The following is a 25,866-nucleotide window of genomic DNA, read 5'->3' as shown; positions in this document are numbered from 1 at the left end:
TGAGGCTTGGCTGAAGCAGCAGAAGGTCTTTTCTCCGTGTATACCGGATCGGTGCCGGCTTTCTTGGCTGATTCCGCCTCGGGCGTGGCCGTGGCATTGGCTTTGGCCGGAGCCGCCTGCTCGGGGCTTTGCTCAGTGGCCTTTACGTGCGGAGTAGAGGCTTGGGAAGCGGAGGAAGAGCTGGAAACCACTACGGCCTGGGTTTTTTCCCATTCCTCAAACTTGTCCATCTCATCCTTCAGCGTAGAGGTAAACCACGCTACCAGGGCTACGTCATCCAGCAGACCCAGTACGGGAATGAAATCCGGAATCAAGTCGATGGGGCTCAGGAAGTACAGCAGTACGGCCACGGCCGCTACAATTGTAGGAGTGGGTAGACCTTTGTACTCGCCGCTGGCGGCGGCGCGTACCAGCCGGAACATGCGCTGCAGTCCTTCCCAGGCTTCGTGGGCCAGGGTGCCTACGTCCTTTTTGTCGCTGGCTTTCTGGTAGGCATCATTCAGCAGCTGCTTGATGCGGGTAGGTTTTTGAACGTATTCTTCGGCGGTGCGCAGGGCCCGCTTGAAAAAAGGCGAGGAGCTTACCTGTTCGCCTTTGGGTGGTTGAGTAGCCATGGGAAAAGAAAGAATGTAGTTTGCAGGGAGAGCTCCGAAAGGAACCGGGAGAGGTCTTCTATACTGTGCGGGCCCAAAAATAGTTGACCTGCCGGCTTTCAACTCACCCGGCCTAAAAAACTACTGCCCGGCCTGTAGAACAGACCGGGCAGTAGCGAAAGAGGGCTGCTGGAGAGCTTAGTTTTGAGCTACGCGGCCAGCTGCATAAAAATTGCGGTGATAGTAGGCTTGGTTCAGGGAGCTAACCATAACACCACCGTTGGTAGCGGAATGGGCAAATTTGCCATCCTTCAGGTAAATGCCTACGTGGTAGATTGGCTGGCCGGGGCCGCGACGGAAGAATACCAGGTCGCCGGTCTGCATTTCGTTTTTGTCTACGCGCTTCACGTTCTGGAACATTGAGCGGGAGCTGCGCTGCAGCGTTACGCCGTATACTTCTTTGAAAACGCGGGTTACAAAGCCGGAGCAGTCGGTGCCGCGCTTGGTATTGCTGCCAAAGCGGTAGGGAGTGCCCATCCAGTCGGCTACGGTACGGAGGAGGTCTTTATCCTCGGTGTAGGCCAGCTTCACGCCCAGGGCGCTGGAGTAGTGCTGGTATAGAACAGAGTCGCGGTAGGACGCTCTGTCGTTGGCGGCTTCACCGTCGGAGCCGGTGAGCAGGTATTCGGGGAAGAGAGAGGCTTCTGCTACCACCGGCGCGCCGACAGTAGTAACGGGTGCTTTCTCGAAGAAAAAGGATAGAGCCAGAGAGGCAGCGGCGAGGCAATACAGTATTCTGTTTTTCATTGTCCGTCGTGAGGTGGCAGAATCGTTTTGGTGGGTCGGCCCAGCCAGGGCCTTAGCATACTCCTTTGTTACTCAATAACCAGGTGTGAAGCAGCTGTAATAAATGGTTGAAGAAAGAGGTAAGCCAGGGAAAAGTCAGCCTTGGCTGAAATACCCTGCTGAGTAAAACTAGGCATAGCCGGGGGGTGTATCCAAGCTAAATCCTTAAAAAAAATCAAAATACATGGTTAAATACAAAGAATAGGGGGAATGATCCAGACCTATAATGCAACTTCCTGCAAAGCCGCCCCGTATATTCCGGCCGTTTCCTGTGAGCTATGAGTACCCCCCGCATTTTAGAAAACTCACCCTTTGCCCGGGTTGCCCGGGTAGTGCTTCGCTCCCAAAGTGTGGCCATGGTGCTGGGCAATACAGTGCACCTGAGCGGGGCCCGGCGCGAAGAGTTTTTGCAGGACCCCTACTGGGTAGCGCATGAGATGTGCCATATCCGGCAGTTCCGGGAACACGGCTTTACGGGCTTCCTGTGGAAGTATTTGGTGGAGTCGGTGCGGGTGGGATATTATGCCAACCGCTTTGAGGCCGAGGCCCGGCAGGCAGGCCGTGATGAGGCCCACCTGTACGCTGCCGGCCGTCCCCTGCCCGACCCGGCACAGATGCACCAGGGCGCCCGCGCCCCGGGCCAGGACGGCACCCTGAGTTAAGGTTTTACGGGAAATCTGCCCTGGCTTTGGCAGGAGCAGCGCGGCCCGTACCAGCGCCTGCGGGTAAGGTTTTTCGGGCGGCGCCCCGGCTTCTTTTAGTGCTACTGCCGATGTACAGATTCATGGCAAAAGCGGGGGAAAGCTGTAACCTCTAAGGCGTTACTTACGAATAGGGAGAGTAGCCCGGCCCGAATGCCGGTGCAGGTTAATGTACTCCTAATTCTGATATGCCTTATGGAAAACACCCCCAAGAATCCCTCGTCTTCGTCAGCTTCATCAGCTGCTAATAAATCTTCCCAGTCTTCTACTTCAGGCGTAAATCGTCAGAATTCGCCTGCTGCCGGTGCTTCCGGTGATGTTGCTTCCCGCTCCAATCAGCCTTCTTCTGTGGGAGGGGTGCAGAACAGCGGCCAGAGTGGTGATGTACGTAACCAGCAGAATCAGAATCAGCCCTCGGGCACTAGCCGCCAGAATCAGTCGGGCTATGGCTCAGAGCAGCGGAACAAGGTTTCCGGTGAGGACCGTAACTCGTGGATCGACCAGGCTAACCTGCGCGACACCGTTAATCAACTGCCCCAGTCCATTAAGGATATTGGCTCCAAAGCCGCTGAGCAATTCAACAAGCTCACCACCACGCAAAAAGTAGTAGGCGGTGCCTTGCTGCTGGGAGGCATCAGCTACCTGGCCTCCCGTTCTTCCGGCTCGCGCACCAGCAACCTGATGGACTCAGCCACCCGCCGGGCCCGCGACTACCGCTCCGGCAACATTCCCCGCACGGAGTCGTCGCACCGTTCCGACTGGAATAAGCCATCCACCTCTTCGTCTTCCTGGGATAAGCCTTCTTCGGAAACCAACCGCTCGTTCCGGAAGTCCGGCAGCGAAACCGACACCCGGTTTGGCTCATCTTCTGACTACGACAACGTGCTGTAAATCTGCCGTTGGTTTGTAATACAAAGGGCCGGGTAGCTTGCTACCCGGCCCTTTGTATTTCTCGGCGTTTGACCAATTATCATAAAAAAAGCCCCGCTATGCACGCTGCATAACGGGGCTTTTTTATGTGTGAGCCTTCTACGGGACTCGAACCTGCGACCTGCTCATTACGAATGAGCTGCTCTACCAACTGAGCTAAGAAGGCGTTTCCCCGGGGCCGGTTGCCGCTAGGGGCAGCAAAGATAAAGAGCCCGGAAGACAATGCGCAACCTGCCGGGCAAAAATTTACCGTACCCGCCCCTAACTCCCTGGCATGAAGCATCGTTGGAACCAAGGCTTATCCGTTACCACATCTTCTGATTTATGAATTCATCCACCGTTACACAGTCATTAGGCAGCGGCCTGGCCGGCGCGCTGGTGCTCAACGCCCTGCACGAAACCGTGCGCCACCTGCGCCCCGCTGATGCCCCCCGCATGGACGTTCTGGGCAAAAGAGGCCTGCGTAAGATATTATATAAGGCTGATGCGCCCCAACCCAATGACCAGACGGCGTATGCCCTCACCATGGCCGGCGACGTGCTGAGCAATGGCCTCTATTATAGTCTGGTAGGCACCGGCCGGGGCGTGTGGCTGCGCGGCGCCGCGCTGGGCCTGGCGGCTGGCATAGGTGGCGTAATGCTACCCGGGCCCATGGGTTTGGGCGAGGCGCCCAGCAACCGAACCCCGCAAACCCAGGCTATGACTGTAGCCTGGTACCTGATAGGTGGCCTGGCCGCGGCCGCAGCTTCCAGACTATGGAGCCGGAGCAGTAGCTGCTAAAAGAGCAAAGCGTCTGTTTGTAAAGAAGGCTGCGCGTTTCCCGGGTTTCCGGCATCTTTGTGGCCGTAATGAAACAACTCCGCAAACTTCTGGTGCAGGCGCTCGGCTTTGAGCGGTATATCCGTCTGGTAAGCCGCGTATACCTGCGGCTGGTGGGCGCGGGGTGGGGTAAACAGAAGTATCCCGAGCTGTTTTTCCTGTCGAAAATTGTGCAGCCGGGCTTTGTGTGTGTGGATATTGGCGCCAACCTGGGCTACTATTCCGTGGCGCTTTCCCGCCTGGTTGGCCCGCAAGGCCGTGTGCTGGCCGTAGAGCCTATTCCGCTGTTTCAGCAGATCTGGCAGGATAATGTGCGCCTGAGCGGCTATGACAATCTTACCCTTTTGCCCTACGCCCTGGGCGGCGAAAACGCCACCGTGCAAATGGGCACCCCGGAGCGCGACGGCCTGCTGCACCACGGTATGACCAAAGTAGCGGCCAGCAACACCCAGGAACAGTATGCCCGCACCTACGAGGTGCCCATGCGCGTGCCCGATGAGCTGTTTGCCGATCTGCCCCGTCTGGATTTTGTGAAGTGTGATGTGGAAGGCTTCGAATACGAAGTGTTCCGGCACATGCAGCACACACTCCGTCGCTTCCGCCCGCTTATCCAGACGGAGCTCAATGGCCTGGAAAACCGCCGCCAGGTAACGGCCCTGCTGGAAACGTTGGGCTACAAACCATTTGTGCTGTCTAAGCGTTCTGACCTCGTACCGTGCAGCCCGGCGCAGCTGGCCAGCGCCGTTACCGCTGATTTTTACTTTCAACCCACCAACCCTGCCGCTCCGGCGGCTCTCTGATGGTTAAGTTCCTGCTCACCCTTCTCATTATTTCTCTGATTATACGCTTCGTGGTGCCGGTGGTGCTGCGGCTGGTGGTAGGCCGGTTTGTGCAAAAGCAGGCCCGCCGCTATAGTCAGCAGTTTGGCGGCCAGACACCTTTTGAAGCTCCCTTTGGCCAGCCCAAGCCTAACGGCTCCACTACTACCGGTGATGTGCGCGTGGACTACGTTCCGCCCAAGCCCGCCGAAAAACCGCAGGAATTCAAAGGCGGCGAGTATGTTGACTTTGAGGAGGTGAAATAAGCTGCGCCACATCCCGCTACCAGTGGCTTGCGTTCCGAAAGCAAAATCAACCCTTCTGCCGGCTCCGGTAGGAGCGTTTTTTTGTGGCAGATAGCCGATGGGGTAGACCTGGGAATCTGAAATTGTACTGCCAGAAATGAAATAATCAGGCTACCTTGGGGCTGCTTTCCCGGCTTGTATGCCGCCAAAGCAGGTTTTTAGCTTTCTCTTTTCGCCGAATGACAACCGTTACCTCCGGCCCCGCGCCGCTGTGGCGGCGGGTGCTGCCGCACCTGCTGGCCGTCGTGTTTTTCCTGGTGCTGGTCGCCGTGTATTTTTCGCCTATCCTTTTCGATGGCAAAACCTTGTCCCAGCACGATATTGTGCAGTTCAATGGGGGTGCACACGAAGCTGCCCAGTACCGCGAGGTAACGGGCAAGGAGGCCCTCTGGACGAACTCCATGTTCTCCGGCATGCCCACGTACCTCATCAGCACCCGCTTCCCCGGCGACCTGTCCCTGTACCTGCATCAGCTCTTTACCCTGCATCTGCCGGCCGTAGTAGCTAACCTGTTTCTGGCGCTGCTGTGCGGCTACGTGCTGTTTATTGCGCTGGGCGTGCGGCCCCTGCTGGCAACCGTAGGCGCCATTGCACTGGGTTTTACCAGCTACAACCTCATTATTCTGGCTGCCGGACACAATACCAAGTCCCTGGCGCTGGCTTACGCGCCTCTGGTGCTGGCCGGCCTGCTGGTCACCTTCCGGCGCAATAAGCTGCTGGGAATGGCGCTGTTTGCGCTGGGCCTGGCCATGAACCTGCGCTCCAATCACCTGCAGATTACCTACTACCTGCTGCTGCTGGTGCTGGTTTTTGGAGTAGTTGAGTTGATTTTTGCCATTCGGAACAACCGCCTGCCCGATTTCCTGTCCCGCACGGCGTTGCTGGGCGTAGCTGCGCTGCTGGCCGTGGGCGTAAGCTTCGGCCGCCTGTACACCACGCTGGAATACGGCAAGTACAGCATCCGGGGCCGCTCTGAGCTAACCACCCCGCCACCCACGGCTCCCGGCCAGGCGCCGGCTGCCACGGAAGAAGGCGTGGGCTCCGGCCTCGACCGGGACTATGCCTTTGGCTGGAGCTACGGCGTAGGCGAAACCATTACGCTGCTCGTGCCCAACTACTATGGTGGTGCTTCGCAGGGCAAGCTGAGTGAGTCGTCGGAAACGGCCAAGGCGCTGAGCGCACTGGGCGTGCCACCCATGCAGCTGAAGGATTACCTGGCGCAGCTGCCCCTGTACTGGGGTGCCCAGCCCAGCACCAGCGGCCCGGTTTACCTGGGCGCCGGCATTATGATGCTGTTCTTCCTGGGCTTGTTTGTGGCTGACCGCCGCACCCGTATCTGGCTGCTGTCGGCTACTATTCTGTCTATTCTGCTGGCCTGGGGCAAGAACTTCGAGGTGTTCAACAACCTGATGTTCGATTATTTCCCCGGCTACAACAAGTTCCGCTCGGTGAGCATGGCGCTGGTTATTGCCCAGCTGGCCGTGCCGCTGCTGGCCGTGCTGGCCCTAGCCCGCGTGCTGCGCAGCCGCCCGGAAGTAGTGCCCGCGGGTGGTCATCCGGCCTTAACTCCCAAAGCCGTTGATACGCCCGAAACCGCTGACCTCAAGCGCAAGCTGCTGTATGCCGTGGGTATCACGGCCGGTATCTGCGTGCTGGCCTTCCTGTTTGGCCTGGGGGCTGATTTCGCCTCGCCCATCGACGGCATGCTGCAGCAGCAGGGCTTCCCGCTGGATGCCCTGCGCCAGGACCGCGCCAGCCTGATGCATTCGGACATCTTCCGCTCCCTGGTGTTCATTCTGCTGACGGCCGGCGTGCTGTGGTTCTACCTGCAGCGCAAGCTCTCCGCTACCCTGGCCGTGGCCCTGGTGGGCGTGCTCACGCTGGTAGACCTGTGGAGCGTAGATAAGCGCTACCTCAACGACAGCAACTTCCAGCGCGAAACCGTGGCCCAGCAGTTTGTGCCTTCGGTGGCCGATCAGATTATTCTGCAGGACAAGGACCTGAGCTACCGCGTGCTGAATGCGGATAATCCTTTCAACGAAGCCAATACGTCCTACTTCCACAAGAGCCTGGGCGGCTACCACGGCGCCAAGCTGCGCCGCTATCAGGATCTGATTGAGCGGCAGATATCCACCAAGAACCCGCAGGTGCTGGGCATGCTGAACATGCGCTACATCATCACCGGCGACCAGAAAACACCCGTGCAGCGCAACCCCGGGGCGCTGGGCAATGCCTGGTTTGTGCGCGAGATTGAGAAGGTGCAAAACCCCGATCAGGAAATCAATGCCCTGAGCAATACCAACCTGGCTACCACGGCCGTAGTGGATGTGTCGAAATTCCCCGTAAGCAAAACCAGCTACTCGGCGGAAGGCTCTACCATTCGCCTCACCAATTACGCCCCCGATGCCTTGCGCTACGAGGCCAATGCCGTGCAGGATGGCTTTGTGGTATTCTCCGAAATCTATTACAAGGATGGCTGGAATGCGTACATCGACGGCAAACTGACCCCGCATATGCGCGCTAACTACGTGCTGCGCGCATTGCCCGTGCCCGCCGGCAAGCACATCATCGATTTCAAGTTTGAGCCTACTTCCTATAAGCTGGGCAATACGGTGTCGCTCATCTCATCGGTTGTGCTGATTCTGGCCCTGATAGGGACGCTGGTGTATGCCCTGCGGCAAAAGCCAGAGCCGGTACTGGAAGAGCAGGAGAAGCTGGTCGCCTAACCGGCGTAATATTCGGTCCGTTTTCTGACCCCGCTTCCGGCCCTGATCTGCCAGAAGCGGGGTCAGTTGTTTTAGATAAGTATCCAGGATGCATTACTTATGAATCGGGAAGCAGAAGAGTTGCATCAGCTGGTACTGCAGGAGTTGGCTGAGCCCGTTGCCCTAACACGCGGGGTACGGCTGGTGCTGCTGCGCGATGACCTGACGCACCCTGAGCTGCCCGGCAACAAATGGCGCAAGCTTAAATACAACCTGCAGGAGGCCCGGCGCCAGAGACATCATACCCTGCTCACTTTTGGGGGCGCTTATTCCAACCACCTGGCTGCCGTGGCCGCCGCCGGCCGCCTGACCGGCCTGCGTACCATTGGCGTAGTGCGCGGCGAGGAGCTGCAAAACCGCCCAATACAGGCGCTGAACCCTACGCTGGCCCAGGCAGTAGCCGATGGGATGCAGCTCCTGTACCTGGACCGTACCACCTACCGACGCAAGCAGGAACCGGATGTGCTGGCCGATCTTCTCCAAGAAACCGGGCCGGCGTATGTAATTCCCGAAGGCGGTTCCAATGCGTTGGCCTTACCCGGTTGCGCTGAGCTGGTAACAGCGCTGCAAAGCCAAATGCCATTTGATTATCTATGCGTGGCCTGCGGCACAGGCGGCACGCTGGCCGGCCTGCTCACCGGCCTGCAGGGCACTCAGCAGGCAGTTGGAGTAGCGGCTTTAAAAGGAGGGGAGTTTCTGCGCCAGGAAGTGGATGGTTTAACGCTAGCCGCTACCGGCCAGGCTTTCACCAACTACGATTTACAGACGGGGTATCATGCCGGCGGCTACGCCCGATTCTCACCGGAGATACTCGGGTTTATTCGCTCGTTTCAGGAGCGCCATGGCGTGCTGCTTGACCCTGTTTATACCGGCAAGATGCTCTGGGCCGTGCTGGACCTGCTCACGAAGGGGTATTTCCCGCCGGGCAGTACGGTAGTAGCCGTGCACACCGGCGGTCTGCAGGGGTGGGCCGGCTTCCGGCAACGCTTCGGGAGCCGCAGCGCGTGGTGGCCGGAGGAGAAGGACTTATAGGGTCGTCAGCAAATAACGGACGGATACCGTATGCACTCTTAGGACGCTGGCGGGCATACTCCGTTTGTGTAGCCTGTCCTTGCCGTGCCATTCCCTGTAACAAGAGCAATCCACCCATTTAGCAAATGCCATTAGCCCGCTTACTACGTCAACTGCTGCCCCTCGCGTTTCTCCTGGTGCTGGGGTGGTTTCTGTGGAAGAAAGTAGAGCCCGCCCTCACCGGTTTCGACCCGCTACGGGCCGACCCGCGCGTAACTGTAACGCACAACACGGTGCTGCAGAAAGTGGAAAACCTGGGCCGGCTGGAGCTCGTGCGCTATCGTTTTAAAGATGTAGTGGAGTATAAAAAAAGCACCTACCGCTTCCTGCCCGAGGCCAAAGTGGCCCTCATTGTGGCCGGAGATGCTGTGGGCTGCCTGGATTTGCGCAAGGTGCGCCCGCAGGACGTAGTATTTGAAGGCGACTCGGTAGTGCGCATAGCGCTGCCCCCGGCCGAGCTGTGCACCTGGCAGGTAGACCACAGTGCCAGCAAGGTGTACAGCGTAGAAAACGGATTTTTTCAGGATGCTGAGCTGGTAGATGAAGGCTACCGCTACGCCGAGAAAAATGTGCGCCGCGCCGCCCTCCAATCCGGTATTCTGGCCCAGACTACCCAAAACGCGGAGTTGATTCTGCGCCCCATGCTGGAAACCATGACCGGCCGCCGCGTAGTGCTTACCCAGCAAATGACGGTACCCACCTTGCCTAAGCGGCGGTAAGCCCGGAAAGCAGTAATATTGGGCTATGACTGCCGCTACCAATTTCCTGCCCGGACTCCCGCACCTACCCACCATTACGACCAGCCGTTTACAGCTGCGCTGGCTTACGCCCGCCGATGTGCCCGCATTATTTACCATTTTCTCTGACCCCGCCGTGATGCGCTACTGGAGCCGCCCGCCCATGACGGCGGCAGCCGAAGCGGCAGCCCTGCAGACCCAGATAGCAGAACACTTTGCCAGCCGCAGCCTATTCCAATGGGGCCTAGCACGACGCTCTGATGATGTAGTGATTGGTACGGGTACGTTGTACAGCCTCAGCAGCACAAATCAGCATGCGGGTATTGGGTATGCACTGGGCTCCGCGCATTGGCGGCAGGGCTACGGCTCCGAGGCCGTGGCAGGGCTGGTAGAATTTGCCTTCACCGAGCTGGCCTTACACCGCCTGGAGGCAGATGTAGATCCGCGCAATACGGCCTCCCGGCGCTGCCTGGAGCGCATCGGGTTTCAGCAGGAAGGCTACCAGCGGGAACGGTATTTCCTGTACGAGGAATGGCAGGACGCCGTATTGTATGGCCTTTTGCAATCGGAGTATAAGCCAGCGGCTTTGCTCGGTGGTTAATCTTCCGCCTCAGGCTCTTTACCCAGGTCGTCCATAGCCATCCGGATCAGGTCCGATTCGTAGCCTTTCAGCGTCAGGAACTGCATCAGCTTCTGGCGGCGCTTAGCCGGGTGCCGCTCTTTTTCCTGGGCATCTTTCTTCTCCAGCAGGTCTACCAGGTTCTGGTAGTACTCGTCGCCGTCAATTTCCTTCATGCCGGCCTTAATGCAGAACTCGGAAATGCCTTTCTGCTTGAGCTCCTGCTGAATGCGGCGGCGGCCCCACTTCTTCTGGCGGTATTTGCCGCGCACAAAGCTTTTGGCGTAGCGCTCCTCGTCCAGCAGTTTCTCGCGGCTCAGACGGATAATAATTTCCCCGGCTTCGTCTTCGTCCAGGCCATACTCGCGCAGCTTGGCTTCCACTTCTTTAAAGTTGCGCTCCTGGTAGGTGCAGAACGCGGCTATTTTCTGAAGCGCCTCAGCAGGCGTATAACTTTTCTTTTTCGAAGACTGAAACATAGGATAGGGGTTGGCGGAGCCTGTAGCAGGCAGTAAAGTAACGATGACAGGGGCGAAGTCGTTCGGTTAGCATGCCATACCTAAGCAACCAATCAAGCCCGGTTTGTCTCTATCTTCACCGGGAATAAGACTGAGTTGAGCTGGTATGCTGCGTGTTGTATTACTAAGTATAGGGTGCTTATTGAATGCCTTACTGGTCCACGCCGGCGTGGTGCGCGGCCGGGTAACCGGCCCCGATAAAGCGCCGCTGGCGTTTGCCAACGTAGCCGTGCGCGGCACTACCCAAAGCACCGGCACCAATGAACAGGGCCAGTACCAGCTGCGCCTAACTCCCGGCAGCTACGAGCTGGTATTCCAGTACGTAGGTTACCGGCCGCACTTTCAAACCGTGCGCGTTTTCGGCGGCGACACCGCCACTACTCTTGATGTAATTCTGCAGCCCGAAAGCTATAAGCTGAACGAGGTGCTGGTGCGCGCCAAAGACCGGGATCCGGCCTACGCCCTGGTGCAGCACGCCATTGAGTGGCGCCGCTACCACCGCGCCGAGGTAGCCGCGTTTTCGGCCCGTACCTACATTAAAGGCCTGGTGCGCCTGATTGATGTCCCCAGTAAAATTCTGGGCCTGTTTAAAACCGACCCCAGCCTGAAGCCCGGCGTCATTTATCTGTCCGAATCAGTTTCGGAGCTGAGCTTCCGGCAGCCCAACGTGGTACGGGAGCGGATGATAGCCTCCCGCGTGAGTGGCAGCAGCAAGGGCTTCAGCTTCAACCGGGCCTCGGGCCGCAACTTCAATTTCTACGATAACCTACTGAACTCCGGCTTCTCGGAGCGCGGCTTTGTTTCGCCCATTGCCCAGAATGCTATGCTGTTCTACCGCTACGAGCTAGTGGGCACCACGGAGCGCAATGGGGAGCAGATTCATAAAATCCGGGTAACGCCCCGCCACCGCACCGACCCCGCCTTCACCGGCTATATCTACCTGGTAGATGGCTCCTGGCGGCTGCACAGTCTGGAGCTTTCTTTGGATCAGAACTCCGGCATTGAGTACGTAGAAACCGTGCGCATTGAGCAGCAGTTTATGCCCGCGCCCGGCCGCCCCGATATCTGGGTGCTGCAGTCGCAGAAAGTAAACCTGACCGGCAAGGGTATGGGCTTTAAAGGCAGCGGCTACTTTAATGCCGTGTTCTCCAACTACCGTGTGCAGGCCACCTACCCGGCCCGGCCCCAGGAAAAAGCTGTTCCGCAACCTGTCACACCGGAGGTAGCCGGACCCGTGCGCCGCGAAACCGTGGCCGAGGCCAAAAAGCAGCGCCCTGACCTGCGTAACCTGAACCGCCGCGTGCGCCAGCAGGTGAAAGCCGCCGAGGCCCAGACGGAAGCAGCAGTAGGCATAGAGCCACTGGCTAAAGGGGAGGTGATGCGCATCGAAAAAGGCGTAAATGAGCGCGACTCCGCCTTCTGGGAAGAAGTGCGGCCCATTCCGCTCACGCAGGAAGAGCAGAAAGACTTCCATGTGAAAGACAGCGCCGAAGTAGTCAAGAAATCAAAGCCCTACCAGGACTCCCTGGACCGCAAGCGCAACGTGCCCGATGCTACCAAGCTGCTGCTCACAGGCTACACGTACAGCAACTCCTTCCGGCGGCGCACCGTGTTTGTGCAGCCGGTATTCAACCTGCTGCAGTACAGCACCGTGGAGGGCGTTATCATCAACCCGGAAGTGACCTACACTCAGCGCTACGAAGACCGGCGCAGCTACTCCCTCACGCCTGCCTTGCGGTATGGGGTAGCGGCCAGGCTCTTCAGCCCCAGTCTGGCGGGAGGCTATACCTTCCGGCCGCTTTCTTTTACCCGGTTTGGGTTTATGGTAGGCCGTACCGTGGAAGATTTCGACCCCAACTCCCAGCTCACGCCCTTTATCAACACGCAGTACACGCTGCTGCGTAACCATAACTACGCCAAGTACTACCAGCGCGACGGCGGCGAGCTGAACCTGCGCCATGAGCTGGTAAATGGCCTGATGCTGCGCACCGCCCTGGGCTACGCCGACCGCCGGGAGCTGCAAAACCACAGCCGCAAAGTGCTGATTGACGTGCCCGGCCGCGCTTTCACGCCCAACCAGCCCGTCAGCGAGGAGCTGACCGACCCTTCTTTCGGCCGCAATCAGTCGCTCACGGTGCAGGTGGAGCTGACGTGGCAACCCGGCCAGCAGTACATCATTCGGCCCGACGGCAAGTTTAACCTGGGCTCCAAGTACCCCACGCTGCGCCTGGCCTGGCGGCAGGGGCTGGCTGGTGTGCTGGGTTCCGATGTGCGCTACACGCGCCTGGAGGCCGGGGTGCGCAAAGAAGCCTCGCTGGGTCTGGTAGGCGAAACCCACCTGAACGTAACAGCCGGCGCCTTTCTGGGTCACCCGCAGCTGTCGTTTATGGACTACCGTCATTTCTCTGGCAACCTCACGGGCTTCGCGGCCAACTTCGAGCAGTTTCAGCTACTGGATTACTACCAGTTCAGCACCCGCAGCCGCTACCTGGAAGCCCACGTAAATCACCACTTCAATGGGTTTCTGCTGAACAAGGTGCCGCTATTGCGAAAGCTGAAATGGCAGGAAGTGGCCTCGCTGAATTACCTGAGCACGCCCACCGTAGGCCAGTATGTAGAGCTGGGCGTTGGTATTGAGCATATTTTCAAAGTACTGCGCATAGATGCCTACACGGCGCTCCGCTCCGGGCAAAAGCTGAGCACCGGGGTGCGCATTGGGGCCGGCTTCTAGCGCTCCTGCAGCGCGGGCTGCGGCGCCTTACGGCGGTCCGGCAGGTTATAGAGCACTACCGAAGCCAGAATAACGGCGTAGGCAATAGCCTGCGTGGTGCCGGAGGCCTCGTGGTAGTACACAAAAGCCAGTACAAAGCTCACCAGCGGGTTGATGTACATCAGGATGCCCACGGTGCCGGAGGGCAGCACGTTCAGGGCGTACAGGTTCAGAAACAGCGGCAACACGGTAAAGCCCACGCTCAGAATGCCGGCATACAGCAGCAGGTGGGCGTCCTGGAAGCCAGCCAGCGGGTGAGCATCCAGTGGCCCGGTCAGGGGAATTAGTATTACCGCCGCCAGACTGAGTTGCAGGGTTAGCAGAATCAGCTTATCGTAGTCGCGCAACAGCCGCTGGGTAATCAGGTAGAAGGCATAGGAAAAGGCCACCAAGCAACTCAGCGCTACGGTATACGCATCACCTGCTCCCAGCATGACGCAGCTGATAGCGCTCAGCCCAATGGCCAGCCACTGTTTGAGATGCAGCGGCTCGTGCAGCAGAAAAAAGCCTAACAGAGCCGTCAGAATAGGGCAGATCAGGTACGCAAACGACCCGGCCTGCACGCTGACGTGGTTGATGACATAGATAAACAGCAGCCAGTTGCCCACGAGCAAAAGCCCGCCCACGGCCGTCAGGGACAGTACCCGGCGCTGCTCCCGGGTTTGGGCCTGCTGATATTGCTGCCAGGTGGCCCGCACGGCCGACAGGCGCAACACGCCATTAATCAGCAGCAACAGCAGCAGAGACAACACCACCCGAAAAAACAGAATCTGCCCACTGGCGTAGCTGCTCAGCATGCGCAGGGGCAACGGGAAAAATCCCCAAATCAGAAAGGCCATAAAAGCGGCCAGATGGTAGCGCGAGAACTTCACAGGAAAGCAATGGTTGAAGGACGAAGGCGCAAAAATACGGCTTGTTTGCCAGGCCGTTGTCGTGCCGGTCATTTTATACAGCGGGGCATGCCTGCAAACTCCCGTACCTTGGCCGCTGTTTCCTTTTCTGGTATGCTGCTATTCTCCCACCTGCCCGATATTACCGGCGGTACGTTGCTGCCAACGCCCGCCGCTCTGCACCGCCCCGTGCAACACCTGCTGCTGGATAGCCGGCACGTGGGCGTAGCGGCCGGGGCGCTGTTCTTTGCTATTCGGGGTGCCCAGCACAATGGACACCGTTACCTGCCGGACCTGTATCAGCAGGGCGTGCGCCAGTTTGTGGTAGACCGCGCCGAAGAAATTCCCCAGGGCCTGGAAGCCTACCCGGAAGCCTGCTTTTTGCTGGTAGCCGATAGCCTGCTGGCCCTGCAGACCGTAGCAGCGCATCACCGCCTGCAATTCCACGTGCCCGTGGTAGGCATTACGGGTTCCAATGGCAAAACCATTGTGAAAGAATGGCTGGCCCAGATGCTGAGCCCCGATGAGCTGATCTGCAAAAGCCCGCGCAGCTATAACTCCCAGGTAGGCGTGCCCTTGAGCGTATGGGAGCTGAACAGCACCCACACTTTTGGTATTTTTGAAGCCGGTATTTCCGAGCGGGGAGAGATGGAACGGCTGGCCCGCGTAATTCAGCCCACACTGGGTATTTTCACCAACCTGGGCACCGCGCACGATGCCGGCTTTACCTCCGCCACCGAGAAAGCGCGGGAGAAAATGCGCCTTTTTGCCGGCGTCGATACGCTGTTCTACTGCCGCGACCACGCCCTGGTGCATGCAATAGCGCAGGAAGTGCTGGATGAGTCCCGCACGTTTACCTGGAGCCGACAGCACCCGCAGCAGGCCCACGTAGCCGTTACCGTAGCCGAAGCCAGCGCCGACCGCACCGTGGTGCACGTAGCGCTGGACCGCCCCCTGCCGCAGGAATACACCTTCACGGTGCCCTTCGCCGACGAGCCTTCCCTGGAAAATGCGCTGCACGTGCTTACCGTACTGCTCTGGCTGCAGGTGCCGGCCACCGAAATTCAGCACCGTCTGGATAGGCTGCACCCCGTGGCCATGCGCCTGGAAATGAAGCAGGCCCTGAACGACTGCTACATTCTGGATGACACCTATAACAACGACTTAGCCGGCCTCTCGCTGGCGCTGGATATGCTGGCCCGCCAGCCGCGACGGGGCCGCCGCAGCCTGATCCTGTCTGATTTACTGGAATCCGGGCTGCCGGCGGCGGAACTATACGCCCGTGTGGCCACGCAGCTGGCCACGCACGGCGTAGAGCGCCTGTTGGGCGTAGGACCCGATATCAGTGCCCACGCCGAGGTTTTTCAGGATATAGACAAAGAGTTTTTTGCGGATACTGAAGCGTTCCTGACGCAGGTGCGACCCGAGCAGTTTCGCCACGAAACCATTCTGGTGAAAGGCGCCCGCCGGTTCGGCTTTGAGCGGATTGTGTCCGCGTTTCAGCAGAAAATCCACGGCACGGTGCTGGAAGTGAATTTTGATGCCCTGGTGCACAACCTCAACTTTTACCGCACGCGCCTGCAGCCCGGCACTAAGCTCATGGTGATGGTAAAGGCCTTTGCCTACGGCAGCGGCAGCTACGAAGTGGCCAATCTGCTGCAGTTCCACCGCGCCGATTACCTGGCCGTGGCTTACACCGATGAAGGCGTGGAGCTGCGCGAGCAAGGCATCAGCCTGCCGCTGATGGTCATGAACCCCTCGCCCGACAGCTTCCAAAAGATGCACCAGTACCATCTGGAGCCCGAAATCTACTCGTTTGAGGTGTTGCAGCAGTACTTGGCCGTAGCCGCCGAACAGCCGCTGCCGGCCATTCACTTAAAGCTGGATACCGGCATGCGCCGCCTGGGTTTTGCCGAGGAAGATATGCCGCAGCTGTGCGCCCTGCTGCGCGCCAACGCCGACCGGCTGCGCGTAGCCAGCGCCCTCACGCACCTGGCCGGCGCCGATGAGGAGCAGCACAATAGCTTCTCGCAGCAGCAGCTGGCAGCCTTTAGCCGTATGACGCCGCTGGTAGAAGCGGCGCTGGGCTATTCCATCATCAAACACGCCCTCAACTCAGCCGGCATTCTGCGCTTCCCGCAGGCCCATTTCGATATGGTACGGCTGGGCATCGGGCTGTATGGGGTAGAGGCCACCGGGCAGGAGCAGGAAGCGCTGCGGCCCGTGAGTACGCTGCGCACCACCGTATCCCAGGTGAAAACGCTGGCGGCGGGGCAAACGGTGGGGTATGGCCGGCGCGGCTCAGCTACCGCCCACGACCGCCGCATCGCCACCCTAGCTATCGGCTACGCCGATGGCTACGACCGGCGCTTCGGGAACGGAGGCGGAGAGGTGGTTATCCGTGGGCAACGGGCGCCTATTGTCGGCAATGTGTGTATGGATATGTGCATGGCCGACGTCACCCACATTACCGGCGCCCAGGCCGGCGACACGGCCGAGGTATTTGGTCCAGGCATCACGCTTTCCGAGTTGGCCACCCGCATCGGCACCATTCCTTACGAGTTGCTGACCAACGTAAGTGAGCGGGTGAAAAGAGTGTTTTTTGCTGAGTAAGGGGCGGAGTGGCCCGGGGCTGAGCGGGATTAACCTTTTGATAACCGGGGCGTAAACCCAGGTTCACCTTTCCCGCCAACTACTATGTATAAGTCCATTCTTACGGCTGCGGCCATGGTTGCAGTACTCTCGTCTTGTGATAATATGAAGAACAAGGCCGAGCACGATGAGCTAACCGAGGCCAGCACCGACACCGCCGTGGTAGCCCGCACTGGCGAAACAGCCGGAGCCGCCATGTCCGATACCGTGGATGCTGACAACTGGGATGTGGATGCCAATATGCCTGATGTAACGACCTATACGGAGGTAAAAAACCCGAAAGTGAAAGTGCGGGCCAACGACACGTATAAAGTGTACGATGTGGATGAAACGGTGCTTTTCGATACCGATAAAGCCACCCTCCGCGCTTCAGCGAAAGATGCTCTGGAAGAAGTAGCCGGTTCTATTAAACAGCGCTTCAGCGGGAAGAAAGTGCGCGTAGTAGGCTACACCGATGCCCGCGCTGGTCAGGAATACAACAAGGACCTGGGCCGGGAGCGGGCCGAGGCAGTAAAAAACTGGCTAGTACAAAATGGCAACATTGCCGCCGAAAACATTGCGGTACAGTCTATGGGCGAGAAAGAGCCCACTGCAAGCAATGCCACGGCCGCTGGCCGGCAACAGAACCGTCGGGTAGAAATTGTGGTAGCCACCAAGTAGCGCCTACCGCTCATCTGATTACCGCCCCCTTTGATTAGAGCTATAGGAGTTACTCCTGTTTACTTATACATGTCTACTTCGGCCTTAATCATGGCATTGTAGCGCATGCCGTTGTTGGCCAGGGTAATCAGGGTCCAGCCCCGGCCCATGCTGTAGGTCCAGGTGCGGCTTTCCTTGAATTCGAAGGTAGGACGCAGGATCTGCCCGTAGGGCGTGTAGGAGTCCATAAAGTTGGTGGTGTAGAATTTGTCACCGCTCACAATCCACTCCATGGCTACGTAGAAGCCTTCTTCTGGTGCTGGTATATTATAAGAGGTCAGGTCGATAGTGTACCACTGGCCACCGCCGGGGGCCGATACTACCACGTTGTCCGTGAGCAGGTCGGTGTTGGGGGAGCTATAGTTGCCATCAGGGGCGTAGATGCGCACACGGAAAGGCTCCCGCGGAAAGCCGCTTTCACTGATGTAGAAGGACACCGACCGAATCATGCCCAGCTTGCGGCCTTTCTCATTCTTCACCCAGAAAGCATACTGGCTGCCGGGCTGGCCCTGAATCATGCCGGAGCCGGGCGTGTTGGAGCGGGAACCCAGTTCCAGCGCCTTCATCTTACCGGCCGTTACGGTAACGTTTTGCAGTACAATGTTGCGCTTGGGTACCTCAATAATGAGCTCGTCCATGTTGGTGCCGCGCTTCACCAGAATGGCTTTGCGCTCAAAGCCCAGGGCCATGATGATCAGCGAGTCGAGCGGGCCTTTCTGCGGCATGGGCAGCTGGAAGAAGCCATACTCGTTGGACAGAGCGCCCGTCTGCTCTTCCTTCAGGTTAACCGAGGCAAAGGCAATCGGCTCCTTGGTCTTGGCGTCTACTATCCGGCCGGCAATCCGGTCGTTCTGGGCAAAAGCCAGAGCTGGCAGCAGCACAAGCAAAAAGGTGAAAAGTGAGCGTACGCGCTGTTGCATAGAGAGCCGTTTATCTGCCAAAAATACAAGGAGTTCAATCAAATCCGGAAAACATTTTCCGAACCCGGAAAGCACTTGGGGGCTTATTTATAAGCGTCTACCTCGGCCTTAATCATGGCATTGTAAAACTTGCCATTATTTACCAGGGTAATCAGGCTCCAGCCCTTGCCGATGCTATAGCTCCAGGTGCGGCTCTCTTTGAACTCGAACGTGGGGCGCATAATCTGGCCGTAGGGCGTGTAGTTATCGGAGAAGTTGGTGGTGTAGAACTTGTCGCCGCTCACTACCCATTCCATGGCCACGAAGAATCCTTCGTCAGGGGCGGGAATGTTGTATTGGGTCAGGTCGATAGTATACCACTGGCCGCCGCCGGGGGCCGATACTACCACGTTGTCCGTCAGCAGGTCGGTGTTGGGGGAGTTGTAGTTGCCGTCGGGCTTGTAGATGCGCACCCGGAAAGGCTCCTGCGGGAAGCCGTGCTCCCCGATGTAGAAGGACACCGAGCGAATCATGCCCAGATGCTTACCCTTCTCATTCTTCACGAAGAAGGCATACTGGCTGCCGGGCTGGCCCTGAATCATGCCTTCACCGGGGGTAGAGGAGCGGGCACCCAAAGCCAGATCCTTGATTTTACCACCCTGCACTTTTACCTCGCCCAACTCAATCACACGCTTGGTCACTTCAATGGTGATGTCTTCCATCTTGGCGCCGCGCTTTACGGCCACGGCTTTGCGAAAGAAGCCCAGCGCCTGAACAATCAGGGAGTCCTGCTCGTTTTTCTCGGGCATGGCTATCTGGAAGAAGCCATATTCGTTGGTGAGGGCTCCGGATTGCTCCTCTTTCAGACCAATGGCCGAAAAAGGAACCGGCTCTTTGGTTTTCTGATCTACAATGCGGCCGGTGATGCGGTTTTCCTGCGCCTGCGCCAGGGCCGGAAACAGAAGGATAATAGCAATGAAAGTGAGTATACGTTGAAGCATATGCAGCGGATTATATGTCAAAAATACAAGGAATACCCCTAACTGGTGCATATATTCTGTGATTATTTATAATAATCAATTACGTTTTGAAATAATTATACAACCGCGGGTTGTTTGGGAAAAAAAGGGCTCAATCGGTGCTTTTTTTGGCCGAAACTTAATTGGGGTGTACCTTTGTTTAAATAGAATCTAAATAACTCCGCCGTGTCTACTCGTTCCACCCTTGCCAAGCCTGCTGCCCGAAGTGTGAAAGACCTTCGCATGGGCGAAGCCGGAACGATTTGCTGCCTCAACGATCCGGAAATGGCGTTGAAGCTGCTGGAAATGGGCTGCATCCCGGGCACGCAGGTGCGCCTGAACAGCCGCGCCCCCCTGGGCTGCCCCATTACACTGCTGGTAGGCGAAGGCGAGGATTATACCCTTTCCCTGCGGGTGAGCGAGGCAGCCACCATCCTGCTGAAAGACTAGCCCGAACGAATGGCAGGTCCAGAACTGATTACCAGCCGGGCCGGAGCGGCGCTTTCAGCGGCCGCGCTGGAAACCTCTGCGCCCCGTCTGCCGGGCTCCCTTACGCGCATTGCCCTCATTGGCAACCCCAACTCCGGCAAGTCCTCGCTGTTCAACCAGCTCACCGGGCTTAATCAGAAGGTAGGCAACTTTCCCGGCGTTACGGTAGACCGCAAAACCGGCGTAGCGCAGATTACGCCCGGCATGCGCGCCGAAATTATTGACCTGCCCGGCACCTACTCGCTCTACCCCAAGAGCCTGGATGAAAAGGTCATCACCGACCTGCTCTACGACCGGACCTCGAAGCAGTACCCGGATTTTGTGGTGGTAACGGTAGATGCCTCCAACCTGCGCCGCAACCTGTTGCTGTTTACCCAGCTGGCTGATCTGGGCCTGCCCATTGTGCTGTCGTTGAACATGATGGACGTGGCCGCCCAGCACGGTGTTGCCATTGATGTAGCTGCCCTGCAGGAAGAGCTGGGCGTGCCCGTTATTCCCATGAATGCCCGCAACGGCATTGGCGTAGCGGCCCTTAAAATTGTGATGGCGCAGCAATTGGCCGCGCCCACCATACACTTCTACGAGCCCGAGGAAGACCTGCTGCCGATGATCCGGCAGATCCGCTACTACTTCAACCTGCACAACGACTACCTGGCGCTGCACTACGCGCACCAGTTCCGGCATATCAGCTTCCTTTCTGCTGACGATAAGACGTACATCGGGGAACTGGTGCAGAAGTATGGGTTTGAGGTCACACCGCGCCAGGCGCAGGAAACCATTGCCCGCTACGCCCGCATCAACGACATCCTGCTGAACACGGTATCCGTGACGCGCACGGAAAAGGAGGAGCCCTACAGCAACCGCCTCGACCGGGTACTCACGCACCGCGTGTGGGGCTACCTGATCTTCTTCGGGGTGCTGTTTATGATGTTTCAGGCTGTATTTGCCTGGGCCAGCTACCCCATGGAGCTCATTGACCAGAGCATAGCGCTCATCAACGGGCTTATCCAAACAAACTTTAAAGGCCCGCTCATCAACCTGCTGACGGAAGGCGTGCTGGCCGGCCTGGGCGGGGTGCTGATGTTTGTGCCCCAGATTGCCCTGCTCTTCGCCTTTATTGCCGTGCTGGAAGAAACCGGCTATATGGCCCGCGTCACGTTCATGATGGACCGCATCATGCGCAAGTTCGGGCTGAACGGCAAGAGCGTGGTGCCGCTGATTTCGGGCGTGGCCTGCGCTGTGCCGGCCATTATGAGCGCGCGCACCATTGAGAACTGGAAAGACCGGATGATTACCATCTTCGTCACGCCGCTCATGTCCTGCTCGGCGCGCATTCCGGTGTACACCGTGCTCATCGGGCTGGTAGTGCCCGACCGGGCGGTGCTGGGCATATTTAACCTGCAGGGGTTTGTATTGATGGGGCTGTACCTGCTGGGCTTCTTCGCGGCTATTTTCTCGGCGCTGGGTTTGAAGTTTCTATTGAAGACCAAGGAGCGGAGCTACTTCATCATGGAGTTTCCGGTGTACCGCTGGCCGCGCTGGAAAAACGTGGGCATTACCATCGTAGAGAAAGTAAAGACCTTCGTATTTCAGGCCGGTAAGGTGATTGTGGCCATTTCGGTGCTGCTGTGGGTGCTGGCATCTTTCGGCCCGGGCCAGTCGCTGGAGCGCGCCGAAACCCAAGCCCGTCAGCAAGGGGTGGCCCAAGGCCTCACTGCTGAAGAAACCGACATCAACGTAGCCTCCGCCCGCCTGGAAAACTCCTACGCCGGCGTATTCGGCCGTAACATGGAGCCCGCCATCCGCCCCCTGGGCTTCGACTGGAAAATTGGTATTGCGCTGCTTACTTCCTTTGCCGCCCGCGAGGTGTTCGTGGGTACTATCTCCACCATTTACAGTGTGGGGCAGGATGCGGACATGCGCACCGTGCAACAAAAACTGGCTTTGGCCAAAGATACCGAGGGGCAGCCGTTCTTCACGCCTGCCCGGGCCGTGTCACTGCTGGTTTTCTATGTGTTTGCCATGCAGTGCATGAGCACGCTGGCTACCACCTACCGCGAAACCAAAGGCTGGAAATGGCCCATGATGCAACTGGTGTACATGACGGGGCTGGCCTATTTCTCCTCGCTGCTGGTGTACCAGTTGATGAAGTAAAGTGGATGGAGTAGCGCGAAGCTCCAGCTTCGCGTATTCGCGCAGCGAATTCCTACGCGTTTGTAGTTGCCAGTAACATCAGCAAACGCCTGCTACTCGCTCCGCTCGTACGCGAAGCTGGAGCTTCGCGCTACTTCATGCACTACATTCCTACCAGAAATACGGCCGGTTGCTTGTGGATATCGGGTATTCCGGCTTTGCGCCAGCCGGCTACGGTGTTGGTGCGCACAAGCTCGTTGGGGGCGGTTAGGTTGGCGGCAATGCAGAGGCGGGTGGTGCCGGTCAACTGGGTAAGTAAATCCTCCAGCATTTGCATGTTCCGGTAGGGCGTTTCAATAAACAGCTGGGTTTGCTTTTGGGCCAAGGCCACGCGCTCCAGCTGCTTAATAGCCGCACTACGCCGGCTACGGTCAATGGGCAGGTAGCCGTGAAACGCAAAGCTTTGCCCATTCATGCCGGAGGCCATCAGGGCCAATAGGAGGGAGGATGGGCCCACCAGCGGTACTACTTTAATGCCCAGTTGGTGCGCTGCCCGGGCCAGTTCCGCGCCGGGGTCGGCAATGCCGGGGCAGCCCGCTTCGGAAATCACGCCCGCGTCCTGCCCGGCCAGCACCAGCTTCAGTGCCGCCTGAATCTGCGCCTCGGAGCTGTCTTTATCAATCACCGAAATGCGCAGCTCCTCTATCACGTGCTGGGGCGCCACCTGCTTGATAAAGCGCCGGGCCGTTCGCGCATTCTCCACCAGAAAATACGACAGCGCCGCTACCCGCTCGGCCACCTGCGGGGGCAGTACCTGCGTGGCCGTGTCCTCGGCTAAAACGGTGGGAATGAGGTAGAGCGTGCCGGGCATTTATGGTGGGTTGGGGTTGATTTAACTAGGTGTTGAATTCAATATAGGTTGTCATCCTGAGCTTTGCGAAGGACCTTATCACGCTAGAAAGAGTCGTGGTTACGATGGTCGTTGAGGCGTGACAAAGTCCTTCGCAAAAGCTCAGGATGACAGATTATGGTAGGTGACAGGATAGACTACTGTTCGATAAACGCTTTTACCAGCGCAAACACTTCGTCGGGTTTTTCGGCGTGTACCCAGTGGCCGGCATCTACTATGGTTTCTACCTGGGAGTTGGGGAACAGCGCCGGAATGCCATAGAGCTTGTCTTCAGTCGAAATGTAGTTCGACCGGCCACCGCGGATAAACAATGCCGGCTTCAGGAAGGGCTGCGTGCTGCTGATTTCCGCCCCTACGGCCGGCATTTGCGCGGTTAGCACTTCCAGGTTCTGGCGCCAGGCAAACGTGTTATCCTCGCGGCGGTACAGATTTTTGAGGAGAAACTGGCGTACATCGGGTTGGGGAATGTACTGGGCCAGGGCCGTATCAGCTTCCTGGCGGCTTTGCAGGGTGGCCAGAGGCAAGGAATTCAGGCCGGTGATGATGTCGTCCTGATGATTCATGTCCGAAAGACGCGGCGCAATATCTACTACCACTAGGTTGGCGAGCCGGTCGGGGTGGTCCAGGGCAAAGCGCATGGCTACTTTGCCGCCCATGCTGTGGCCCAGCAGCGTGGTATCGGGGCCCAACTGTAGTTGGTCAAACAAGCCCAGCACGTCCTGGCTCATCAGCTCATAGCTATGTTCCGGGGTGTGGGGCGAGCGGCCATGGTTGCGCAGGTCTACTACGATAACGCGGTGCCCGGCCTCGGCCCAGCGGCGGGCCAGGGTTTGCCAGTTATCCAGGGTGCCAAACAAGCCGTGCAGAATGACCAGCGGCTTGCCCTGGCCCATTTCGCGGTAATGAAGTTGCAGCATAATGGGTACAAAGATGCGAAAGCAGGAATTAGTGCGCCGCCGAAAGGCAGCGCTACTGTTGAGGCACTACGCAAAGCATATCCAACGGGTACGCTTCTCCAGATTGGTGTTGCGCAGGAATTCCGCCACCGGCTCCAGATTCAGCAGGAGAGAGGTGAGCGTGATGGGCGGGCCCTGCCGGAAGTGCAGGCGGATAAAATCGTAGTTGCTCCAGAACATGCGTTTGGATGCACACGTCACCCGCTCCACCCGCACAATATCCTGGCGGCTGAAAGCCAGGCGGGCACCGTTCTCATACACTTCCAGTACATTCTGCTTGGGCTCGAAGACCAACGTAGTCGGCTGATTTCGCAGATAATACTGCATATGCAGCACCAGCGCCGGCACCGAAAAGCCCAGTATTACTGCTGCCAGGGCTACCAGCAGCACTAGCTCAAAAGTGGAAAGGCTATCCATCAAAAAGAAGGAAGCCAGAAACGGCAAGCCCACCGCCAGACACAGCAGCGGCCAGAATAACAGATACAGCTGCCGGGTGAAGTTGGGGCGGTACACCTGCCCCCGCTTGCTAAACAGGCCCGTAACAAAGCGCAGTGCCAGCAGCACCGCCCCCAGTCCGATGCCTATTTCCAAAAACTGGCGCAGAAGAGGAAAAAGCTTCACCCGTTAGCGCACCAAAATCCAGGGCTCATTGGCCGTGTGGGGGCGGAGCGCACCGAAGGCTTCCAGCTGCAACCCGTGACGGGCAAATACTTCCTGCACGGCCGCGCGGCCTTCCGGCGCTACGCACACCAACAGGCCACCGGACGTTTGCGGGTCACAGAGCCAGTTACGCTGCTCATCGGTGATGAGGCCTACTTTGTGGCCGTAGCTGTCCCAGTTGCGCACCGTGCCGCCCGGAATAGACTTCTGGGCCCGGTATTCCTCGGCTTCCCGAATAAGGGGCACTTTGCCGAAATCAATTTCGGCGGTCAGGTTACTGCCTTCGCAAACTTCGCTTAGGTGGCCCAGCAGGCCAAAACCGGTTACGTCCGTCATGGCCGTTACCGCAGAGAGCTTGCCCAGGTCTTCCCCAATTTTATTGAGGTGCATCATGCTTTGGGGAGCAATCTGCTCGTGCTCGGGGCGCAGAATGCCGCGCTTCTGGGCCGTGGTCAGCATACCTACGCCCAGGGGCTTGGTCAGGAACAGCTCGCAGCCCGCGGTGGCGGTGTCGTTGCGCTTCAGGTTTTTGATGTCGAGCATGCCCGTAACGGCCAGCCCGAAGATGGGCTCGGGCGAGTCGATGCTGTGGCCGCCGGCCAGCGGAATGCCGGCTTCCAAGCAAATGCTACGGCTGCCTTCAATTACGCGGCGGGCCACTTCCGGCGCCAGCTTATCAATGGGCCAGCCCAGCACAGCAATAGCCAGCACGGGGCGGCCGCCCATGGCGTACACGTCGGAAATGGCGTTGGCGGAAGCAATGCGCCCAAAATCGTAGGCGTCGTCTACGATGGGCATGAAAAAGTCAGTGGTACTGATAAGCGCCTGCCCGTTGCCGATGTCGTACACGGCGGCATCGTCGCGGGAGCTGTTACCCACCAGCAGCTTGTCGTCGTGGGGCTGGGCAATGCTGGTGTGCAGGATCTGGTCGAGGACTTTGGGCGCGATTTTGCAGCCGCAGCCGGCCCCGTGGCTGTATTGGGTCAGGCGGATAGCGTCGGCGGCAGTGGCGTTTTCAGGAGTCATAAGGCAGAAATAGCAAAAAGGAAGGGCCAGCAATCAGCTGG

The 25,866-nt window shown here is 58.3% G+C and carries 23 protein-coding genes, 1 tRNA gene and 1 pseudogene; 14 read left to right on the top strand and 11 right to left on the bottom strand.

Annotated elements, in window-relative coordinates; translation table 11 throughout:
• Positions 1 to 260 precede the first annotated feature (260 nt).
• Both AM218_RS17135 and AM218_RS12655 read right to left on the bottom strand, forming a co-directional pair.
• Positions 261 to 422, bottom strand: a pseudogene (locus tag AM218_RS17135) (YkvA family protein); the annotation flags it as partial.
• A gap of 369 nt (positions 423 to 791) precedes the next feature.
• Positions 792 to 1,400, bottom strand: coding sequence for a C40 family peptidase (locus AM218_RS12655; RefSeq protein WP_054414186.1), 609 nt, complete (start codon positions 1,398 to 1,400; stop codon positions 792 to 794).
• Positions 1,401 to 1,717: 317 nt separating this feature from the next.
• Between AM218_RS12655 and AM218_RS12650 the strand changes: the two genes are divergently transcribed.
• Both AM218_RS12650 and AM218_RS12645 read left to right on the top strand, forming a co-directional pair.
• Complete coding sequence (locus AM218_RS12650) at positions 1,718 to 2,101, top strand: hypothetical protein (RefSeq protein ID WP_054414185.1); 384 nt, start codon at positions 1,718 to 1,720, stop codon at positions 2,099 to 2,101.
• Positions 2,102 to 2,335: 234 nt separating this feature from the next.
• Positions 2,336 to 3,031: a hypothetical protein gene (locus AM218_RS12645; protein ID WP_157547654.1), complete on the top strand. Its 696-nt coding sequence runs from the start codon at positions 2,336 to 2,338 to the stop codon at positions 3,029 to 3,031.
• Positions 3,032 to 3,163: 132 nt separating this feature from the next.
• Here the strand turns inward: AM218_RS12645 and AM218_RS12640 are convergent.
• Positions 3,164 to 3,236: transfer RNA gene (locus AM218_RS12640), tRNA-Thr, on the bottom strand.
• Positions 3,237 to 3,394: 158 nt separating this feature from the next.
• Here AM218_RS12640 and AM218_RS12635 point away from each other — a divergent pair.
• The 7 genes from AM218_RS12635 to AM218_RS12605 all read left to right on the top strand — a co-directional run bounded on the left by AM218_RS12635 (position 3,395) and on the right by AM218_RS12605 (position 10,186).
• Positions 3,395 to 3,850, top strand: coding sequence for a hypothetical protein (locus tag AM218_RS12635; protein ID WP_054414183.1), 456 nt, complete (start codon positions 3,395 to 3,397; stop codon positions 3,848 to 3,850).
• 68 nt (positions 3,851 to 3,918) lie between these two features.
• Positions 3,919 to 4,689, top strand: a complete 771-nt coding sequence (locus AM218_RS12630; RefSeq protein ID WP_157547653.1) for an FkbM family methyltransferase — start codon at positions 3,919 to 3,921, stop codon at positions 4,687 to 4,689.
• Positions 4,689 to 4,973 carry a DUF4834 family protein gene (locus AM218_RS12625; RefSeq protein WP_054414181.1) on the top strand — a complete coding sequence of 95 codons (285 nt, stop codon included), beginning with the start codon at positions 4,689 to 4,691 and terminating at the stop codon, positions 4,971 to 4,973. The genes AM218_RS12630 and AM218_RS12625 overlap by 1 nt, the downstream gene beginning before the upstream one ends.
• Positions 4,974 to 5,191: 218 nt before the next feature.
• Positions 5,192 to 7,738, top strand: a complete 2,547-nt coding sequence (locus AM218_RS12620) for a YfhO family protein (protein WP_054414180.1) — start codon at positions 5,192 to 5,194, stop codon at positions 7,736 to 7,738.
• Between the two features lie 99 nt (positions 7,739 to 7,837).
• Complete coding sequence (locus tag AM218_RS12615; RefSeq protein ID WP_054414179.1) at positions 7,838 to 8,809, top strand: 1-aminocyclopropane-1-carboxylate deaminase/D-cysteine desulfhydrase; 972 nt, start codon at positions 7,838 to 7,840, stop codon at positions 8,807 to 8,809.
• 125 nt (positions 8,810 to 8,934) lie between these two features.
• Entirely contained in the window at positions 8,935 to 9,567 is a 633-nt protein-coding gene (locus AM218_RS12610; RefSeq protein WP_054414178.1) for a DUF4230 domain-containing protein, read from the top strand.
• A gap of 25 nt (positions 9,568 to 9,592) precedes the next feature.
• The gene (locus tag AM218_RS12605) at positions 9,593 to 10,186 is read left to right on the top strand and encodes a GNAT family N-acetyltransferase (RefSeq protein WP_054414177.1); all 594 of its coding nucleotides are present in this window, start codon (positions 9,593 to 9,595) and stop codon (positions 10,184 to 10,186) included.
• On the opposite strand, the gene AM218_RS12600 is transcribed toward AM218_RS12605, so the two are convergent.
• Positions 10,183 to 10,683, bottom strand: coding sequence for a regulatory protein RecX (locus AM218_RS12600; RefSeq protein WP_054414176.1), 501 nt, complete (start codon positions 10,681 to 10,683; stop codon positions 10,183 to 10,185). The genes AM218_RS12605 and AM218_RS12600 overlap by 4 nt on opposite strands.
• A 181-nt stretch (positions 10,684 to 10,864) precedes the next feature.
• Here AM218_RS12600 and AM218_RS12595 point away from each other — a divergent pair, with 181 nt between their 5' ends.
• Positions 10,865 to 13,453, top strand: a complete 2,589-nt coding sequence (locus tag AM218_RS12595; protein ID WP_054414175.1) for a DUF5686 and carboxypeptidase regulatory-like domain-containing protein — start codon at positions 10,865 to 10,867, stop codon at positions 13,451 to 13,453.
• Here AM218_RS12595 and AM218_RS12590 read toward each other — a convergent pair.
• Positions 13,450 to 14,364, bottom strand: coding sequence for an EamA family transporter (locus AM218_RS12590; RefSeq protein WP_071843782.1), 915 nt, complete (start codon positions 14,362 to 14,364; stop codon positions 13,450 to 13,452). The genes AM218_RS12595 and AM218_RS12590 overlap by 4 nt on opposite strands.
• 132 nt (positions 14,365 to 14,496) lie before the next feature.
• On the opposite strand from AM218_RS12590, the gene AM218_RS12585 reads away from it, so the two are divergent.
• Both AM218_RS12585 and AM218_RS12580 read left to right on the top strand, forming a co-directional pair.
• Complete coding sequence (locus tag AM218_RS12585; RefSeq protein WP_054414174.1) at positions 14,497 to 16,995, top strand: bifunctional UDP-N-acetylmuramoyl-tripeptide:D-alanyl-D-alanine ligase/alanine racemase; 2,499 nt, start codon at positions 14,497 to 14,499, stop codon at positions 16,993 to 16,995.
• An 84-nt stretch (positions 16,996 to 17,079) separates the two neighbouring features.
• Complete coding sequence (locus tag AM218_RS12580; protein ID WP_071843781.1) at positions 17,080 to 17,694, top strand: OmpA family protein; 615 nt, start codon at positions 17,080 to 17,082, stop codon at positions 17,692 to 17,694.
• A 59-nt stretch (positions 17,695 to 17,753) separates the two neighbouring features.
• Here the strand turns inward: AM218_RS12580 and AM218_RS12575 are convergent, their stop codons facing one another.
• Both AM218_RS12575 and AM218_RS12570 read right to left on the bottom strand, forming a co-directional pair.
• Positions 17,754 to 18,614, bottom strand: a complete 861-nt coding sequence (locus AM218_RS12575) for a carboxypeptidase-like regulatory domain-containing protein (protein WP_197273967.1) — start codon at positions 18,612 to 18,614, stop codon at positions 17,754 to 17,756.
• A gap of 122 nt (positions 18,615 to 18,736) precedes the next feature.
• A complete protein-coding gene (locus AM218_RS12570) occupies positions 18,737 to 19,633 on the bottom strand; it encodes a carboxypeptidase-like regulatory domain-containing protein (RefSeq protein WP_054414171.1) in 897 nt (298 codons plus the stop codon).
• Positions 19,634 to 19,879: 246 nt separating this feature from the next.
• On the opposite strand from AM218_RS12570, the gene AM218_RS12565 reads away from it, so the two are divergent.
• Positions 19,880 to 20,101, top strand: coding sequence for a FeoA family protein (locus AM218_RS12565; protein WP_316937416.1), 222 nt, complete (start codon positions 19,880 to 19,882; stop codon positions 20,099 to 20,101).
• 9 nt (positions 20,102 to 20,110) lie between these two features.
• On the top strand, positions 20,111 to 22,294 hold the full coding sequence (feoB, locus tag AM218_RS12560) for a ferrous iron transport protein B (protein ID WP_082318217.1): 2,184 nt from the start codon (positions 20,111 to 20,113) through the stop codon (positions 22,292 to 22,294).
• A gap of 142 nt (positions 22,295 to 22,436) precedes the next feature.
• Here the strand turns inward: feoB and AM218_RS12555 are convergent, their stop codons facing one another.
• From AM218_RS12555 to selD, 4 genes are all read right to left on the bottom strand, one after another.
• Positions 22,437 to 23,144, bottom strand: coding sequence for an SAM-dependent methyltransferase (locus AM218_RS12555; RefSeq protein WP_054414169.1), 708 nt, complete (start codon positions 23,142 to 23,144; stop codon positions 22,437 to 22,439).
• A 176-nt stretch (positions 23,145 to 23,320) separates the two neighbouring features.
• On the bottom strand, positions 23,321 to 24,100 hold the full coding sequence (locus AM218_RS12550; RefSeq protein ID WP_082318216.1) for an alpha/beta fold hydrolase: 780 nt from the start codon (positions 24,098 to 24,100) through the stop codon (positions 23,321 to 23,323).
• A gap of 66 nt (positions 24,101 to 24,166) precedes the next feature.
• Positions 24,167 to 24,730, bottom strand: coding sequence for a PH domain-containing protein (locus AM218_RS12545; protein ID WP_054414168.1), 564 nt, complete (start codon positions 24,728 to 24,730; stop codon positions 24,167 to 24,169).
• A gap of 33 nt (positions 24,731 to 24,763) precedes the next feature.
• Positions 24,764 to 25,825 (bottom strand): selenide, water dikinase SelD, encoded by a 1,062-nt coding sequence (gene selD / locus AM218_RS12540; RefSeq protein WP_054414167.1) that lies wholly within the window; start codon positions 25,823 to 25,825, stop codon positions 24,764 to 24,766.
• Positions 25,826 to 25,866: the final 41 nt, after the last annotated feature.

The organism is Hymenobacter sp. DG25A (assembly GCF_001280305.1).
GTDB lineage: Bacteria > Bacteroidota > Bacteroidia > Cytophagales > Hymenobacteraceae > Hymenobacter.
Note: the sequence above shows the minus strand (reverse complement) of the source record. Positions and strands in the feature narration are given on the sequence as shown.

Coding starts and splice junctions, on each gene's coding strand:
- selD (WP_054414167.1), bottom strand. CDS start 25,825: ATGACTCCTGAAAACGCCACTGCCGCCGACGCTATCCGCCTGACCCAA.
- AM218_RS12630 (WP_157547653.1), top strand. CDS start 3,919: ATGAAACAACTCCGCAAACTTCTGGTGCAGGCGCTCGGCTTTGAGCGG.
- AM218_RS12550 (WP_082318216.1), bottom strand. CDS start 24,100: ATGCTGCAACTTCATTACCGCGAAATGGGCCAGGGCAAGCCGCTGGTC.
- AM218_RS12570 (WP_054414171.1), bottom strand. CDS start 19,633: ATGCTTCAACGTATACTCACTTTCATTGCTATTATCCTTCTGTTTCCG.
- AM218_RS12555 (WP_054414169.1), bottom strand. CDS start 23,144: ATGCCCGGCACGCTCTACCTCATTCCCACCGTTTTAGCCGAGGACACG.
- AM218_RS12645 (WP_157547654.1), top strand. CDS start 2,336: ATGGAAAACACCCCCAAGAATCCCTCGTCTTCGTCAGCTTCATCAGCT.
- AM218_RS12625 (WP_054414181.1), top strand. CDS start 4,689: ATGGTTAAGTTCCTGCTCACCCTTCTCATTATTTCTCTGATTATACGC.
- AM218_RS12650 (WP_054414185.1), top strand. CDS start 1,718: ATGAGTACCCCCCGCATTTTAGAAAACTCACCCTTTGCCCGGGTTGCC.
- AM218_RS12635 (WP_054414183.1), top strand. CDS start 3,395: ATGAATTCATCCACCGTTACACAGTCATTAGGCAGCGGCCTGGCCGGC.
- AM218_RS12610 (WP_054414178.1), top strand. CDS start 8,935: ATGCCATTAGCCCGCTTACTACGTCAACTGCTGCCCCTCGCGTTTCTC.
- AM218_RS12615 (WP_054414179.1), top strand. CDS start 7,838: ATGAATCGGGAAGCAGAAGAGTTGCATCAGCTGGTACTGCAGGAGTTG.
- AM218_RS12580 (WP_071843781.1), top strand. CDS start 17,080: ATGTATAAGTCCATTCTTACGGCTGCGGCCATGGTTGCAGTACTCTCG.
- feoB (WP_082318217.1), top strand. CDS start 20,111: ATGGCAGGTCCAGAACTGATTACCAGCCGGGCCGGAGCGGCGCTTTCA.
- AM218_RS12600 (WP_054414176.1), bottom strand. CDS start 10,683: ATGTTTCAGTCTTCGAAAAAGAAAAGTTATACGCCTGCTGAGGCGCTT.
- AM218_RS12605 (WP_054414177.1), top strand. CDS start 9,593: ATGACTGCCGCTACCAATTTCCTGCCCGGACTCCCGCACCTACCCACC.
- AM218_RS12620 (WP_054414180.1), top strand. CDS start 5,192: ATGACAACCGTTACCTCCGGCCCCGCGCCGCTGTGGCGGCGGGTGCTG.
- AM218_RS12585 (WP_054414174.1), top strand. CDS start 14,497: ATGCTGCTATTCTCCCACCTGCCCGATATTACCGGCGGTACGTTGCTG.
- AM218_RS12655 (WP_054414186.1), bottom strand. CDS start 1,400: ATGAAAAACAGAATACTGTATTGCCTCGCCGCTGCCTCTCTGGCTCTA.